A 16,079-nucleotide genomic window follows, 5' to 3' on the forward strand; every position below is an offset into this window, starting at 1 on the left:
ACGACTGCACGGCGGATCCACCCCACCGCACGGGCCATCGTATGCGAGGAGCCCAATGCCTCGGGAGGTGCGTCAGCACGGTATTCCCGTGTCACCCCTGCGAGCACATGCCCCGATAGCATTCCCCACCGGGGCAAACCGGGCGGCCGTCCGGAGAGTTGGGCGCCCGGGACCGTTAATCGGATGCTCGGATTCATCTCTGGACGAAATAATCCGCCCATGGAAGAAAGCCCCGAACCCCGCCCCGGGGAGCAGCCCGGCCCGCCCGCCGCCGGGCCCGGCCGCGAACCGGTCGTCCTCACCACCGAGCGCCTCGTCCTGCGGGCTCCGCACGAGTCCGACATCGACGCGATCGAAGCCGCCTGCCAGGACCCGGAGATCCAGCGCTGGACGGTCGTCCCCGTTCCGTACCTGCGCGGCGACGCCGAGTACTTCGTGTCCGACCTGGCCCGCAACGGGTGGCGGACCGGCGAGAACCCGATCTGGTGCGTGTTCGAGCGCGAGTCCGGCGCACTGGTCGGCACCCAGGGGCTGACCCTCCCCGCCGGGCGGCCCGGCGTCGCCGAGATCGGCTGGTGGGCGACCAAGGAGTTCCGCGGCCGCGGCTACACCGCGGAGGCGGCCACCGCGGTCGCCCGCTACGGGCTGGCCGAGCTCGGCCTGCGCCGGCTGGAGTGGATCGCCTACGTCGGCAACGAGGGCTCCCGCGCGGTCGCCGCGAAGGTCGGTTTCCGGTTCGAGGGCACCCTGCGCGCGTACGCCCAGCAGCGCGGACAGTTCCACGACTCGTGGATCGCCTCCCTGCTGCCCGGCGACCTCGCCGACTGATCGGGCCCCGCCGCCGCCACGCCCCGGCCGGACTCCGTCCCCTGCCGACCGAACCGCCGCCCGCCCGGAGCCCCGGCACTCCGGGCGGGCGGATTGTCGGTGCCCACCTCTAGGCTCGCCGGCATGACCGCCTCGACCCCCGGCCCGGCCCCGGCCCCGTCCTCCCTCCCCGCCCCGGTGACCGCGCTCGGCGCCGACGACGCCCGCCGGATCGCCCTGCGCGCCCAGGGCCTGCTCGGCGCGCCCGACCGCCGCGGCGGGGTGCCCGGGGTGCTGCGCCGGCTCGGCTCCGTCCAGCTCGACACCATCTCGGTGCTGGCCCGCTCGCACGAACTCGTGCCGTACGCAAGGCTCGGCGCGGTCGGCCGCCCGGCGGTCGAGGCGGCGTACTGGGGTGCCGGCGCGACCTTCGAGTACTGGTCGCACGCGGCGTGCATCCTGCCGATGGAGGAGTGGCCGCTGTTCGCCTTCCGCCGTCGCCGCTACCGCGCGAAGGACAACGTCTGGGGCAAGCAGAGCGAGGCGGCGACCTACCGCTCGGTGCTGGACCGGCTCCGCGCCGAGGGCCCGCTCACCTCCACCGAGCTGGGCGGCGCCAAGAAGACCGCCGAGTGGTGGGACTGGTCGGACACCAAGATCGCGGTGGAGCGGGCCCTGGCCTTCGGCGATGTGGTCTGCACCGAGCGCAGGAGCTGGAAGCGCGTCTACGCGCTGGCCGAACAGGCCGTCCCGGCCGAGCTGTTCGCCGCCGAACCGGACGACGCCGAGTGCCTGCGCACCCTGGTCGCCCAGTCCGGTGCGGCCCTCGGCGTCGGTACCCGCGCCGACATCGCCGACTACCACCGGCTGCGCGCCGACCAGGTGGACGCGGTGCTGCCGGACTCCGGACTCGTCCCGGTCACGGTGGCCGGCTGGGGCCCGGACGGCACCCCCGGCGCGGCCTGGGCCGACCCGGAGGCACTCGCCACCACGCCGCGCGGCCGCCACCGCACCACCCTGCTGTCGCCGTTCGACTCACTGATCTGGGAACGCCCGCGCACCGAGCGGATCTTCGGCATGCTCCACCGCCTCGAGGCGTACACCCCCAAGCACAAGCGGGTGCACGGCTACTTCGCGATGCCGGTGCTGACCGGCGGCCGGCTGGTCGGCCGGGTGGACCCGGCCCGCGAGGGCCGGACCCTGGTGGCGCGTCAGGTCTCGCTGGACTCCCCCCGCCACCTGGAGGCGCTGGCCGACGCGCTGCGCGAGGCGGCCGGCTGGGTGGGCTGCGACACCGTCCGGGTCGAGGCACTGCAGGACGACTCGCTGCGCCCGGCACTGGAGCGGCTGTTGGCCTGACCGGGGTGCCCCGCCGAACACCCCGACTCCCCCGGGCACCCCGGCCGCCACGGCGGCCGGGGCCCACCGGGCCCCGCGGTCACCCTATTTCGAGGATCTTCTCCCGCATCGCGTACACCACGGCCTCCATCCGGGAGTGCAGCTGCAGCTTCTCCAGGATGTTGCGCACATGGTTCTTCACGGTGTTCTCGCTGATGAACAACTCCTTGGCGATCTCCCGGTTGTTCATCCCGGTGGCCACCAGCTTCAGCACCTCCAGCTCCCGGTCCGTCAGCCGCGGCGCGGGCACCAACTCCCTTTCGTCGGAGCGGCGCTGGATCATCGACTTGAACTCGGTGAGCAGCTTGGACGCCATCGACGGGCTGATCTGGGACTGCCCGTCGGCGACCGCGCGGATCGCGGTGGCGACCTCGTCGGTGGAGATCTCCTTGAGCAGGTAGCCGGTGGCCCCCGCCTTGATCGCCTCGTAGAGGTCGGCCTCCTCGTCGCTTATCGTCAGCATGATGATCTTGGTGCTGGGTGCGACGTCCTTGATCGCGGTGCAGGCCTCGATCCCGCTGCGGCGCGGCATCCTGACGTCCATGAGGATGATGTCGGGCAGCAGGTCGGCTGCCTTGAGCACCGCCTCCGCACCGTCCCCGGCCTCGCCGACGACGGTGATGTCCTCCTCCTCGGCCAGCACGATCTCCAGGCCGCGGCGGAACAGCGCGTGGTCGTCCACCACCAGGACGCGGATCGGCTCCCCCCGGCGCGGCGCGTAGTCGGACTCGGCCCCGGGGCCGGACGACACCCCCACGACCGGCACTGTCGCGGGCCCCAGCCCGAAGTGATCCCCCATCCGCTCCTCCCCCGTCGCCGGTCGTCGTCGGCCAATCATTCCACGGCCGGGGGCCCTCGCGGTCACCCTCCGGTGCCGATTGCCCCGCATCGGGTGACCTGTCCGGTGACCGCTGTCCGCGGACCGGCCCCGGAACGCCCCGCACCTGCCCCGGAGTGCGGCGTCCCGGCCCCGGAACGCCAGTGACCCCGGCGGCGGTCGCCACCGGGGTCACCCCTCTCCTGCTGTCCGGACGGTCAGTCCTCGTCGTCGCCCGCACCGATCGCACCGCCGGCGCCGCCGCCCTCGACCGACGAACCGTCGGCCTTCAGGTGGATCACGCCGTAGTGGTAACCGTGCCGGCGGTACACGACGCTCGGCAGGCCACTGTCCTTCTCCACGAAGAGGTAGAAGTCGTGGCCGACCAGCTCCATCTCGTAGAGCGCCTGGTCGAGCGCCATCGGGGCGGCCGGGTGGGTCTTCTCCCGGACCACCAGCGGGCCTTCGCCCTCCACTTCCAGGGATCCCATCATGGTCTTGCGGACGGCCCCGTTGGTGCCGCTCTCCGACGGCTTCGCCTCGGGCAGCGCGGCCAGGGCCGCGGTCGCCTCGGCGACGCTGATCGGGGTGCGGCTGCCGCTGCCGCCCTTGTGGACCCGACGCCGGTCCGCGGACTTGCGCAGTTGGGCGTCGAGCTTCGCCGAGGCCAGATCGAGCGCCGCGTAGGGGTCAGCGGCGGCGGCCTCGGCCCGGATCACCGGGCCACGGGTACGGAGGGTGATCTCCACGCGGTCGGACCGGTCGGCCTGCCGCGGGTTGTGTTCCTTGGACACCTCGACATCGAGGCTGATCGCCTTGGTGTCGAACTTCTGGACCTTCTCCAGCTTCTCGGCCACGTGATCCCGGAACCTCTTCGGCACCTCGGTCTTGCGGCCCTTGACGACGATGTCCACGCAGAACTCCGATCCCTCGTTCTGTCGCCGGCCCGGGTGCTACCGGACCGGACTGAGACCAGCCGGACCAGCCGATACATCCGCCGGCCCTCCGCCCCACCGGCAACGGTGGGAACGACTGGCCCTCACTGCACTTCCTCCCCACCAGGGACGGTTGAAACCCCCTGGAGCCTCATCGAACACCTCACACGGGGTTTTCGCCTCTCCGGCGGAGACTTCGGGTATGACGGAGTGATGGGCCGGCGGTCAAGCTGCTGCACCCCTGTCTACCCTCTCGCGAGTGAAACACAGGTAAATACCTGGACAACACCCCCCGTACGGCGCATTCTTTGCTCACTCTCCGTGCCCCACCCGCGAGGAGCGGCCGTGCCCCGGACCTCCGCAGCACCCCGTCGGCAGTCCCACCAGGGTCCCTTCGCCCACACTCTGACCGGCCTCCTCGACGCGCTGCTCCCGGCCCCCTGCACGGGCTGCGGGGCCGACCTCGGCCACTTGTGCCCGGATTGCCGCGACCTACTCGCCACCACCCCTCCGGCGCCCGTCGCGGCCCTCCCCCGGGCGTACGCGGCCGCGCCGTACGACGGCCCGGTCCGACGGCTGCTGCTCGCCCACAAGGAGCGCGGCGCGCTGGGGCTGGCCGGACCGCTCGGCGACGCGCTCGCCCGGGCGGTGCGCTCCGCACTCGGCCCCTGCCCGGGGCCGGCGCCTCTGCTGCTGGTCCCGGTCCCCTCCGCCCGGGCAGCGGTCCGCGCCCGGGGGCACGACCCCACCCTGCGGCTGGCCCGCGCCGCCGCCGGGGCCCTGCGCCGGGAGGGGCTGGAGGCCCGCGCCGTGCCGCTGCTGCGCCACACCAGGCCGGTCGCCGATCAGGCCGGCCTCTCGGCCGCCGAGCGTCACCACAACCTGCGCGACGCGCTCACCGTCCGACCGCCCGGCCGCTTGCGCCGGTCCGGCCGCCCCGGCCCGACCGGGTACCGGCCGGTCCTGGTCGACGACCTGGTGACCACCGGCGCCAGCCTGATCGAGGCAGCCCGGGCGCTGTCCGCCGCCGGCCTGCCGCCCGCCGCGGCCGCCACGGTCGCGGCGGCCGTCCCGCACCACCACCGGCACCGCCCGGACACCCCCGGCCGGTGACGGACACCCGGCCCCCGGTGACGGACACCCGAGGGCCCGCCGGTGACGGACACCCGAGGCCCCGGCCCGCGCCGAGCGCCCGGCCTCAGCCCGGGTAGACGAACGCGGAGGCCTTGTACGGCAGCACCAGCTCCCGCCACTGGTTGTTGACCAGCCGGTAGGGCTTGCCGGTTTCCTTCTCCAGCGCCAGCACGGGCGGCACCGGCACCCCGTTGGTCCCCCGCGACTCCGACGCGGCGGCGGCGACCATCTCCCCGCCGCTCAGCAGCCTCGCGTCCCGGTTCTGCGACCCGTCGGTGCTGATGTACTGCAACTGCTGGGCTTTGTCCTTCTCCTTGCCCAGCACCAGCAGCTGGTCGGCCTCCGCCCAGGACACCGCCAGCACCTCCTGGAACGCCGGGTTGGCCAGCCGCAGCCCGGTGATCCTCGCGGTCGGGGCGTCCTTGGTCCCGCCGTGGACGAGCAGCCCCAGCCAGAGCCGCTGGTCCTTGCTGTCCTTGCCCTCCTTCAGCAGCAGGGCGACTCGCACGCCGTCCGAGGACACCTTGACGCCCTGCACCGAGCGCCCGAGCAGGTCGTCCACCGCGACCGGGACGGCCTGCTTGTCCCGCACCATCAGCACCCGCGGCCCGGCCGGGTCGCGGTCCACCACGTACAGGTCGCCGCGCCCGTCCCAGGTCGGCGAGGTCAGCCCGTCGTCACCCTTCGAGCCCGGACGGCTCGGGGTGGTGAGCACCGGCTGCGGCATGGCCGACAGCGAGTCCAGGAACGGCACCGTGAAGAGCTGGTGGCCGTCGGCGCTGATCGCTGCGGCACGCTCGCCGTCGCGGGCCACCGCGACCGCGCCCAGCGGCCGCCCGCTCGGCTGCACCCGCCCCAGCGGCCCGTGCACGGGCTCACCGACCGCGTCCCCGCGCGTCTCGTGCAGCACGCCGTCGTCGGCCCGCTGGTAGAACTGCCGGGGGGACATCTGCCCGGCCAGCGAGCCGGGCCCGGTCGCGGGCTCGTCGGCACGGCTCGCCTGACAGACCGGACCGCCGTGCTTGGCCTTGAGCTCGAGCCGTTCGACCTGTCCGGTGCCCTGGTCGGCGAGGGTGTAGAGGAGCTGGGTGGCCATCCGCCGGCAGGCGGTGGCACTGCCGAGGTCGACCCCGACGAGCGTCACGTGCCCGGTGCGGTTGTCGTCCAGGGTCACCGAGTCGACCGCGCCGGGCCCGAGCCCTGCCGGGAAGGCCGAACGGGCGACCGGCGTCAGCCAGGTCGACGGCCCCGAGACCAGCGCGCGGACCGCCGAACCCAGCGGGTCTATTCGGCGCCGCAGGTAGATCGGGTCGGCGATCAGCACGTCCTGGTTGGTCACCGAGGCCGCGGTGGGCGCGGACGGGTCGGGCGCGGCGTAGTAGAACCGGTCGACCTGGCGGTAGCTGTTGCGGAAGTTGACCTCGTTGAGGATCAGCCCGTCCGGCAGCTTGTCGATCCGCCACTCGCCCGCCTTCTCCCGCACGAAGGAGAAGTTGAACTCGATCGGGCGCGGCGACTCGCCGTACGAGTGCCGGTCGTCCACCTGGGAGACCAGCTGCCCGCGGACCGGGATCGACACCTCGGTGTCGTTGTCGGTCACGCCGACGTTGATGTGGCCCGGGTTGGCGGCGAGCACCTTGATGCCCGCCTCGGGGTTCCAGCTGGTCCGGGCGTCCGGCGTCAGGTACTTGCGCGCCGTCGTGTAGCTGTCGTCGGCGGTCAGGGCGTCGAGGAACCCGGCCAGCAGGTCCTGCGGCCCGGCCCCCTTGGCCGGCTCCACCGGGAAGATCCTGACCTGGAGGTTCTTCTCCGCCGAGTTCTTGGACAGCTCGATCTTGGTGACGCCCCCGGAATCCGGCATCGCCGCGCAGCCGGCGGCCAGCAGGGCACCGACCAGCGCGCCCGCCGTCCCGGCCAGCCGCAGCTCAGTCCTGGTGCTGGTCCTTCGCACGCCGCGACCCCTCCGTGTCCGTTCCACCCGTGCCGTCCGCCCCTGCGTCCTCGTCCGGCCCCGCGGTCCGCTGCGCCACCGACGGCCGACCGGGCGTCGGGTCCACCATGACCTGGGCCCCGGTCGCACCGTACCCCGCGCCGACCGGCAGCACGTCCGACGGATCCGCGCGCGGGCCCTCGGCGGGCCTGCGGCCGAGACCGGGGCCGATGCTCAGCACACCGCCGAGGCCGCTGCCGAACCCGTTGCCGGAGGTGTCCGGCGTCTCCGGGACGGCCTGCTCGTCGGTCGCGGTGAGGGCGGTCGCCCCGGCCGGGCGCGCGGCCCGCCGGTACGGCGCCCCGTAGGTGCCCAGGCCCCGGTTGTTGCGGGAGTCCTCCGGCTCCAGCCGGAACGGCGCCCGGCTGATCTCCCCGCCGCGGGTGCGCGGCATGGTGAGCCGGAAGTGCGAGCCGCCGCCCGGTTCCCCCCAGGCCTGCAGCCATCCGCCGTGCAGATGCGCGTCCTCGACCGCGATCGACAGGCCGAGGCCGGTGCCGCCGGTGGTCCGCACCCGGGACGGGTCGGCCCGCCAGAACCGGTGGAACACCCGGGACGCCTCGCCCGGCTTGAGGCCGATGCCGTAGTCCCGGACACCGATCGCGACCGCGCCGTCCCGCGAGCCCAGCCGGACCACGACGTCCCGGCCCTCGCCGTGCTCCAGCGCGTTGACCACCAGGTTGCGCAGGATGCGCTCGATCCGCCGGGAGTCGACCTCCGCCAGCACCGGCTCGCCGTCGCCGCGGATCACCACGGCGCTGCCCTTGGCCTGCGCCAGCGGATCGGCGGCCTCGACCACCCGGCCGACGATCTCGCGCAGGTCGACCGGCTCGGCGTCCAGGACGGCCGCGCCCGCGTCGAAGCGGCTGATCTCCAGCAGGTCGGCGAGCAGCGACTCGAACCGGTCGAGCTGGCCCTGGAGCAGCTCGGCGGAGCGGGCCGCCATCGGGTCGAGGTCCTCGCGGCTGTCGTAGATCAGGTCCGCGGCCATCCGGACGGTGGTCAGCGGTGTGCGCAGCTCGTGCGACACGTCCGAGACGAAGCGCCGCTGCACCCGGGAGAGTTCCTCCAGCTGCCGGATCTGCGCCTGCAGCGCGTTGGCCATCCGGTTGAACGACTCGCCGAGACGGGCGATGTCGTCGGTTCCGGTGACCTTCATCCGCTCTTCCAGGTGCCCGGCGGCCAGCCGCTCGGAGATCCCGGCGGCCATCCGGACCGGTGTGACCACCTGGCGCACCACCAGCCAGGCGATGCCGCCCATCATGATCACCACGAACACCCCGGCGGTCGCCAGCGTGCCGGTGACCAGCCCCAGGGTCTTGGTCTCCTGGCCGAAGGAGAAGACGTAGTACAGCTGGTAGCTGCCGTTGCCGGGCCCGGTGAACTGCTGCCCGAAGACCAGTCCCGGCTCGGTGCCCACACGGCTCTCCGGCGAGCGCTGGATCCGGGTGGGCTGGCTGAAGCTCTGGCCGGGCTCCTGCGCGACCCTGGCCTTGAGGCTGTCGGGGATGCTGCTGGGCAGGATGTCCGCGGAGTAGCGCGGGCCGAGGCCGGCCTTCTCCGGCTGGACGGTCTGGCCGGTGCCGGGCAGCATCGCGATCACCGAGTAGACGTTCTGCCCGCTCGCCGCCAGGTCACCGACCTGCTGGAGCAGCCAGGTGCCCAGCCCCTCGGTGGCGGGATCGGTGGTCGGGGTCCGCAGCCGCAGGTCGTTCGCGTCGTCGATCTTCTTGAGCTCGGTCTGGAATCCCGCGAGCGCCTGGTCCCGGGCCGCCGACCGCTTGGTCTCCAGCAGCCCGGTGCGCACCTGCGCCACCACGACGACGCCCAGCACCATCACCACCACGACCGACAGCAGCAGCGTGGCCGCCACCACCCGCAGCTGGATCGACCGCCGGTACAGCGCCGCCACCCGGTGCAGGGGGCGCCGCAGCTGTCGGTTCACCAGCGCGAGCAGGGCGACCGGCCCCCGTCGGCGGCGGCTGCGCACGGTCGAACTCAGTACGTCCCCGCGCACGGCGCCGCCACCCCCGTCGGTCGCGGTACCCGCCGGGGTCTCGTCGGCCCGGTACATCACGTCAGCTGGGCCCGGCCTTGTAGCCGACGCCGCGGACGGTCACCACGATCTCGGGACGCTCCGGGTCCTTCTCGATCTTGGAGCGCAGCCGCTGCACATGGACGTTGACCAGCCGGGTGTCCGCCGCGTGCCGGTAGCCCCAGACCTGCTCCAGCAGCACCTCGCGGGTGAACACCTGCCACGGCTTGCGGGCCAGCGCGACCAGCAGGTCGAACTCCAGCGGGGTCAGCGGGATGCCCCGGCCGTCGCGCTTCACCGAGTGACCGGCCACGTCGATCACCAGATCGCCGATGGTCAGCTGCTCCGGAGTCGGCTCCTCGGCCCTGCGGAGCCGGGCCCGCACCCGGGCCACCAGTTCCTTGGGCTTGAACGGCTTGGTCACGTAGTCGTCGGCACCCGACTCCAGGCCGACCACGACGTCCACCGTGTCGGTCTTGGCGGTCAGCATGACGATCGGAATGCCGGACTCCGCCCGGATCTGCCGGCAGACGTCGATGCCGTCCCGGCCGGGCAGCATCAGGTCGAGCAGGACCAGGTCCGGCTTGGTCTCCCGGAACGCGGCTAGCGCCCTGTCCCCATCCGCGACGAAAAACGGCTCAAAACCCTCACCACGCAGCACAATGCCGAGCATCTCGGCCAGTGCGGAGTCGTCATCAACGACGAGGACGCGTCCCTTCATGCGTCCATCTTCTCATTACCGGATTGTGACCTGCCGCACAGCAGTCCCATTGCTCCAGAACGGCCAACTGGCGATCCGGGCGAATTCAAGCCAAACCGGGCCAATCTCCTGCCCCCTCCAGCCCCCCGGGCCACCGCCGATGCCGACGAAACGTCCGCCGCCCGGCCGTTGCCGTTCAGCAACCGGCTCCCCCTGGGGCGCGTCCGGGCACCATGGCACGATGGGCGCTGCGCGCGGGTGAAGATCCACCCGGTGCCGCGCCCCCGAAGCCCTCCGAGGAGCAGTGATGACCGACACTCCGGGCTGGGCCTCGCCCGGCTCGTCCGAGCCGCCCCGCGACGGTGCCCGGCCCAGCGCCGACGCACCCGCCGCCGTGCCCGGCCAGTCGGCACCGCCCCAGGACACCCCGCCGCCGCCCTACTCCGGGCAGCAGCCCGCCTGGGGCACGCGGCCCGGCCACGGCGGACCCCCGCCCGGCTGGGGCCCGCAGCCCGGCCACGGCGGCTACGGCTGGGGCGTACCGCAGAGCCCCAAGCCCGGCGTGATCCCGCTGCGCCCGCTCGGCCTCGGCGAGATCCTCGACGGCGCGGTCTCCACCGTCCGCAAGCACTGGCGGGTCACCCTCGGCCTCGCCCTCGGCGTCGCGGTCGTCCAGCAGGGCGCCTCGCTCGGCGCCCAGCTCGCCGTCCAGGGGGACACCGGCGACCTCACCCCGGTGCTGACCGCCCTGATCAGCCTGCCGCTGTCGATGCTGCTCGGCGTGGTCGCCTCGGCCCTGCTGACCATGGTGGTCAGCCGCGCCATCCTCGGGCAGGCCGTGTCGATCGGCGACGCCTGGCGCGACGCCAGGCCCCGGCTGCTCCAGCTCCTCGGCCTCACCCTGCTCACCGGTCTCATCGCCGGCGGCATCGTCCTGCTGGGCTTCGCCCCGCTGATCGGCTACCTGGTCGCCGGGGCCGAAGAACCCGCGATCGTCGGCCTGCTCGTCGTCGTGGGCCTGCTCAGCCTCCCGGTCGCCGTCTGGATCGGCATCCAGCTCAGCCTGGCCGCCCCCGCCCTCATGCTGGAGAAGCAGGGCGTCATCACCGCCCTCTCCCGCTCCCGCCGGCTGGTCAACCGCTCCTGGTGGCGGATCTGCGGCATCACCGTGCTGAGCCAGATCATCGCCGCGGTCGTCGGCGGTGTGATCAGCACCCCGTTCACGATCGCCGGAATGGTGATCGGCTTCGACGACTTCGTCGGCCAGGTCGACGCCGGGCAGAGCGGCAGCATGCCCGCCGCCATGCTGGTCACCATGGCGATCGGCGGCGTCCTCTCCTCCACCGTCACCCTCCCCTTCACCGCCACCATCGGCGTGCTGCTCTACGTCGACCAGCGGATCCGCCGCGAGGCCCTCGACATCGAGCTCGCCCGCGCCGCCGGCCTGCCCGAGCACGGCGGCACCGGCTGGGGCGACCAGGCCGGCCCCGCCCCCGCAAGGCTCTGAGCCCGATGCCGGTCCGGGGGGAGACCGTCGTGCTCGCGGGTGGCGCCCCGGTCACGACACCGCGCGACGCCGCCAAGGACGCGGCCCGCGACGAACTGATCAACGCCGACTACCACCGCCACGACCCGAGCCTGCGGGAACGGGTCCTCGACTGGATCTCGGCCCGGATCGACGAGGCGCTGGGCGCGCTCACCGGCGACGGCACCAGCGGCGCCACCGGCCTGGTCCTGTTCCTGCTGGTCGCCGCGGTGATCGGCGCCGCCCTCTGGTGGCGCCTCGGCGCTCCGAAGCGGGCCGCCCGCACCCACTCCGGGGTCTTCGGCCGCACCGGCCCGCGCAGCGCCGCCGAGCACCGGACCGACGCCGAACGGCACGCCGCCGCCGGCCGCTGGACCGAGGCCGTCCGCGAGCAGATGCGCGCCCTCGTCCGCGGCCTCGAGGAACGCACCCTGCTCGACGCCCGCCCCGGCCGCACCGCCGACGAGGCCGCCGCCGAGGCCGGTCGCGCCCTGCCCGGCCACGCGGCCGAGCTCGCCGCGGCCGCCCGCGCCTTCGACGACATCGCGTACGGCGAGCGCGCCGCCGACCAGGGCGCCTACCAGTCGCTGCGCGACCTCGACCGGGCCCTCGAACGCGCCCGCCCGGTCCTCGCCCCGGCCGCCGGAGGAGCCGCATGACCAGCGCCGCCCCCGCTCCCCCGACCGACCCGGCCGCCGCCCCGATCCCCACCGGCACCGCACCGATCCCCACCGGCACCGCACCGATCGGCACCGCACCCACCAGCACCGCACCGACCGGCCGCGGACTGTGGCGGCGCGCCCGCTGGTACCTGCTCACCGCCGCCCTGGTGCTGCTCGCCGCGGTCCTGCTCGCGGCCGTCGACCAGGAGCGCCGGTACCCGCCGCTCGACCCCCGCTCCTACGAGCCCACCGGCAGCCACGCCGTGATCGCCCTGCTGGAGCGCGAGGGCCTCCAGGTCGCCCTGACCGGCGACCCGGCCGTGCGGCCCACCGGCACCGACACCCTCGTCCTGCCCGAACCCGACCTGCTCACCCCCGAGCAGCTGACCGCCGTCGCCGCCGCCGGGTACAGCCGGGTGGTCCTGGTCTCCCCCGGCCCCGCCGCCCTCAGCGCCCTCGTCCCCGGCGTCCGCACCTCCGACGAGAACGGCGGCATCCCGTACGCCGGCGTCCGCAGCACCGACTCCGGCTGCTCCCTCCCGGAAGCCGTCCGGGCCGGCAGCGCCCATCTCGGCGGCCTGCTCTACACCGCCGGCAGCCGCGGCGAAGGCTGCTACCCGCGCGGCCACGGATACCCGCTGGTCGCCGTCACCACCGGCCGGAACACCGACGTCGTGGTCCTCGGCAGCGGCGAGTTCCTCACCAACGACCTGCTCGGGAAGGACGGCAACGCCGCCCTGGGACTCGGCCTGCTCGGTTCCCGGCCGCACATCACCTGGCACCTGCCCGACTACACCGCCCCGGTCGCCGAGGGCGGGCGCAAGAGCTTCCAGGACTACATCCCCGAGGGCTGGACCTGGGCCGGCTACCAGCTCGGCATCGCCGTCCTGCTCGCCGCGCTCTGGCGCGCCCGGCGACTCGGCCCGGTGGTCAGCGAGAGGCTGCCGGTCGTGGTCCGCGCCTCCGAGACCACCGAGGGCCGCGCCCGCCTCTACCGCCGGGCCAAGGCCCGCGGCCGGGCCGCCGACGCCCTGCGCCGCGCCACCGCGCTGCGCATCGCGCCGGCCCTGGGCGTCCCGCCCGTGGCCGGCGCGCCCGACCCCACCGCCCTCTGCGCGGCCGTCGCGGACCGCCTCCCCGAACGGCCCGCCGGGGACGCCGCGGCCCTGCTGTACGGCCCTCCCCCGACCGACGACGCCGCACTGCTGCGGCTCGCCGACGACCTCGACACCCTCGAAAGGCAGGTACGGAAGCCGTGACCGAGAAGGCCACCACCCAGCTCCGCATCACCCCCGGCCCGGCGCCCGCCACCACCGGCACCACCGTCCCCGGCAGCGCCGCTCCCGCCGGCGACCCCCGCCTCGGCGACCCGCGCGAGGCGCTCACCGCCCTGCGCGCCGAGATCGCCAAGGCCGTCGTCGGTCAGGACGCCGCCGTCACCGGCCTCGTCGTCGCCCTGCTCTGCGGCGGCCACGTGCTGCTCGAAGGCGTCCCCGGCGTGGCCAAGACCCTGCTGATCCGCACCCTCTCCACCGCGCTCAGCCTGGGGACCAAGCGCATCCAGTTCACCCCCGACCTGATGCCCGGTGACGTCACCGGCTCGCTGGTCTACGACGCCCGCACCGCCGAGTTCTCCTTCCAGCCCGGCCCGGTCTTCACCAACCTGCTGCTCGCCGACGAGATCAACCGCACCCCGCCGAAGACCCAGGCCGCCCTGCTGGAGGCCATGGAGGAGCGGCAGGTCACCGTCGACGGCGAGCCCCGCGCGCTACCGGTGCCGTTCCTGGTCGCCGCGACCCAGAACCCGGTCGAGTACGAGGGCACCTACCCGCTGCCCGAGGCCCAGCTCGACCGCTTCCTGCTCAAGCTGGTCCTCCCGCTGCCCGACCGCGACCAGGAGTTCCAGGTCCTCGCCCGGCACGCCGCCGGCTTCGACCCGCGCGACCTCGCCGCGGCCGGTGTGCGCCCGGTCGCCGGGCCCGAGCACATCGCCGCCGCCCGCGAGCAGATCGCCGGGCTGACCGTGGCCCCCGAGGTGCTCGCCTACATCGTCGACCTGTGCCGGGCCACCCGGCAGTCGCCCTCGCTCTCCATCGGCGTCTCCCCGCGCGGCGCCACCGCGCTGCTCGGCGCCTCCCGCGCCTGGGCCTGGCTGGCCGGCCGCGACTACGTCACCCCCGACGACGTCAAGGCGCTCGCCCTGCCCACCCTGCGGCACCGCGTCGCCCTGCGGGCCGAGGCGGAGATGGAGGGCGTCACCGCGGACTCCGTGATCCAGGCCGTCCTCGCCCAGACCCCGGCCCCGCGCTGATCCCCGCACCCGGCACCGCACCGGGCACCGCAGCACCGGAGATCACCGCCCCGGGTACCACCGCCCCACGTTTCGCCGCCTCACCGTCGGCCCCGACGAAGGAACGCACCGCATGGCCATCACCGGGCGAACCGTCCTGCTCGCCGCGCTCGGCGCCCTCGTCACGGGCCTGCTGCTGCCGTCCTGGGCGGGTGTCGGCGCCGTCACCGGCGCGGTCCTGCTCGCGGTCGTCCTCGACCTGGTGCTCGCCGCCCCCGTCCGCGGCCTGCGGATCGACCGGGGCGGCGACACCGCGGTCCGGCTCGGCGAACCCGCCGCGGTCGAACTGACCGTCACCAATCCGACCGGACGACCCCTGCGGGCCCGGATCCGCGACGCCTGGGCCCCGTCGGCCTGGCGGCCCGGCACCGGGTTCGCCGCCTCCCGGCACACCCTGACCGTCCCCGGCCACGAACGCCGCCGCGTCACCACCGTCCTCACCCCGACCAGGCGCGGGGACCACCACGCCCACAAGGTGACCGTCCGCTCGCTGGGCCCGCTCGGCCTGGCCGGGCGTCAGGGCTCGCACCTCGTCCCCTGGACGGTCCGCGCCCTGCCCCCGTTCGCCAGCCGCAAGCACCTGCCCTCCCGACTCGCCCGGCTGCGCGAACTCGACGGCCGGACCTCGGTCCTGACCCGCGGCCAGGGCACCGAGTTCGATTCGCTGCGCGAGTACCTGCCCGGCGACGACATCCGCTCCATCGACTGGCGGGCCAGCGCCCGCCGCCACACGGTCGCCGTCCGCACCTGGCGGCCCGAGCGGGACCGGCACATCCTGGTCGTCCTGGACACCGGCCGCACCTCCGCCGGCCGGGTCGGCGACGCACCCCGGCTCGACGCCTCGCTCGACGCCGCACTGCTCCTCACCGCCCTCGCCACCAAGGCCGGCGACCGGGTCGACCTGCTCGCCCACGACCTGCGCAAGCGGACCGCGGTGGCCGGCCGTTCCCCTGGCGAGATCCTCCCGGCCTTCACCAACGCGATGGCCGTCCTGGAGCCCGCCCTCTACGAGACCGACATGCGCTCGCTGGTCGCCACCGCCCTGAAGATGGCACCGCAGCGCTCGCTGATCGTGCTGCTCACCGGCTTGGACGCGGCCTCCGCCGAGGACGGCCTGCTCCCGCTCCTGCCGCTCCTCACCAAGCGCCACGAGGTCGTCCTCGCCTCCGTGTCCGACCCCCACCTCGACGAGCTCGCCGCCGGCCGCGGCACCGTCGAAGCCGTGTACGGCGCCGCGGCCGCCGAGCAGACCCGTGCGGACCGCCGTCTCACCGCCGACCGCCTCACCCGCGCCGGCATCACCGTCCTCGACGCCCCGCCCGCCTCGATCGCCCCGGCCCTGGCCGACACCTACCTCGCCCTCAAGGCCGCCGGCCGCCTCTGACAGAAGCCTTCCGAAGCTTTCCGAACCCGCCCGGGAGCACAAAAAAGCCCCGTCACCGAACCGGTGGCGGGGCTTTTGAGCGCCTTTCGACGGGGTGGTGAACCCCAACCAGGGGTCCGGCCCAGCGTGTCTCCAGGAGCCTTTCCCGGCGCTTCCCAGGATCTTCTCAACGTACTCCGCGTGCTCCGCCGCCGAATCGGGCAGCGTTCCCGTGCCCGCTCAGGGAAATACCACGAGGGGAATACACGCGGAACGCAAAGAACCCCCGCCGGTTTCCCGACGGGGGTTCTTCACAATGATTGTTCGGCGGCGTCCTACTCTCCCACAGGGTCCCCCCTGCAG

At 74.2% G+C, this 16,079-nt stretch carries 13 protein-coding genes; 8 read left to right on the plus strand and 5 right to left on the minus strand.

The genetic code is table 11. The annotated features are described in order from the left end of the window. The first annotated feature begins 219 nt into the window (after window positions 1–219). Complete coding sequence (locus ACIPYS_RS36810; RefSeq protein WP_400754495.1) at window positions 220–828, plus strand: GNAT family N-acetyltransferase; 609 nt, start codon at window positions 220–222, stop codon at window positions 826–828. A gap of 123 nt (window positions 829–951) precedes the next feature. Then, window positions 952–2,166 (plus strand): winged helix-turn-helix domain-containing protein, encoded by a 1,215-nt coding sequence (locus tag ACIPYS_RS36815; protein ID WP_093861890.1) that lies wholly within the window; start codon window positions 952–954, stop codon window positions 2,164–2,166. A gap of 79 nt (window positions 2,167–2,245) precedes the next feature. On the opposite strand, the gene ACIPYS_RS36820 is transcribed toward ACIPYS_RS36815, so the two are convergent. Further along, window positions 2,246–3,004 carry a response regulator transcription factor gene (locus ACIPYS_RS36820; protein ID WP_231977758.1) on the minus strand — a complete coding sequence of 253 codons (759 nt, stop codon included), beginning with the start codon at window positions 3,002–3,004 and terminating at the stop codon, window positions 2,246–2,248. 236 nt (window positions 3,005–3,240) lie between these two features. Continuing rightward, a complete protein-coding gene (gene hpf / locus ACIPYS_RS36825; RefSeq protein WP_093861889.1) occupies window positions 3,241–3,936 on the minus strand; it encodes a ribosome hibernation-promoting factor, HPF/YfiA family in 696 nt (231 codons plus the stop codon). A gap of 366 nt (window positions 3,937–4,302) precedes the next feature. On the opposite strand from hpf, the gene ACIPYS_RS36830 reads away from it, so the two are divergent. Then, a complete protein-coding gene (locus ACIPYS_RS36830) occupies window positions 4,303–5,070 on the plus strand; it encodes a ComF family protein (RefSeq protein ID WP_400754500.1) in 768 nt (255 codons plus the stop codon). 85 nt (window positions 5,071–5,155) lie between these two features. Here the strand turns inward: ACIPYS_RS36830 and ACIPYS_RS36835 are convergent, their stop codons facing one another. The 3 genes from ACIPYS_RS36835 to mtrA all read right to left on the minus strand — a co-directional run bounded on the left by ACIPYS_RS36835 (window position 5,156) and on the right by mtrA (window position 9,837). After that, window positions 5,156–7,042, minus strand: coding sequence for an LpqB family beta-propeller domain-containing protein (locus tag ACIPYS_RS36835; RefSeq protein WP_093861888.1), 1,887 nt, complete (start codon window positions 7,040–7,042; stop codon window positions 5,156–5,158). Further along, on the minus strand, window positions 7,017–9,098 hold the full coding sequence (gene mtrB, locus ACIPYS_RS36840) for an MtrAB system histidine kinase MtrB (protein ID WP_400754504.1): 2,082 nt from the start codon (window positions 9,096–9,098) through the stop codon (window positions 7,017–7,019). Before mtrB ends, ACIPYS_RS36835 begins: the two co-directional genes overlap by 26 nt. Before the next feature lie 61 nt (window positions 9,099–9,159). Beyond that, the gene (gene mtrA / locus ACIPYS_RS36845) at window positions 9,160–9,837 is read right to left on the minus strand and encodes an MtrAB system response regulator MtrA (protein WP_030247322.1); all 678 of its coding nucleotides are present in this window, start codon (window positions 9,835–9,837) and stop codon (window positions 9,160–9,162) included. A 286-nt stretch (window positions 9,838–10,123) separates the two neighbouring features. Here mtrA and ACIPYS_RS36850 point away from each other — a divergent pair, with 286 nt between their 5' ends. The 5 genes from ACIPYS_RS36850 (at window position 10,124) to ACIPYS_RS36870 (ending at window position 15,737) form a co-directional block, all read left to right on the plus strand. Then, window positions 10,124–11,323, plus strand: coding sequence for a hypothetical protein (locus ACIPYS_RS36850; protein ID WP_400754507.1), 1,200 nt, complete (start codon window positions 10,124–10,126; stop codon window positions 11,321–11,323). Between the two features lie 5 nt (window positions 11,324–11,328). After that, a complete protein-coding gene (locus ACIPYS_RS36855; RefSeq protein ID WP_400754510.1) occupies window positions 11,329–12,000 on the plus strand; it encodes a DUF4129 domain-containing protein in 672 nt (223 codons plus the stop codon). Continuing rightward, the gene (locus ACIPYS_RS36860) at window positions 11,997–13,262 is read left to right on the plus strand and encodes a DUF4350 domain-containing protein (protein WP_400754513.1); all 1,266 of its coding nucleotides are present in this window, start codon (window positions 11,997–11,999) and stop codon (window positions 13,260–13,262) included. Before ACIPYS_RS36855 ends, ACIPYS_RS36860 begins: the two co-directional genes overlap by 4 nt. Before the next feature lie 131 nt (window positions 13,263–13,393). Further along, window positions 13,394–14,314 (plus strand): MoxR family ATPase, encoded by a 921-nt coding sequence (locus ACIPYS_RS36865; protein WP_231978835.1) that lies wholly within the window; start codon window positions 13,394–13,396, stop codon window positions 14,312–14,314. A gap of 112 nt (window positions 14,315–14,426) precedes the next feature. Beyond that, window positions 14,427–15,737, plus strand: coding sequence for a DUF58 domain-containing protein (locus tag ACIPYS_RS36870; RefSeq protein WP_400754515.1), 1,311 nt, complete (start codon window positions 14,427–14,429; stop codon window positions 15,735–15,737). Window positions 15,738–16,079 lie beyond the last annotated feature (342 nt).

Source organism: Kitasatospora sp. NPDC089913 (genome assembly GCF_044748625.1).
Taxonomy (GTDB): Bacteria; Actinomycetota; Actinomycetes; order Streptomycetales; family Streptomycetaceae; genus Kitasatospora.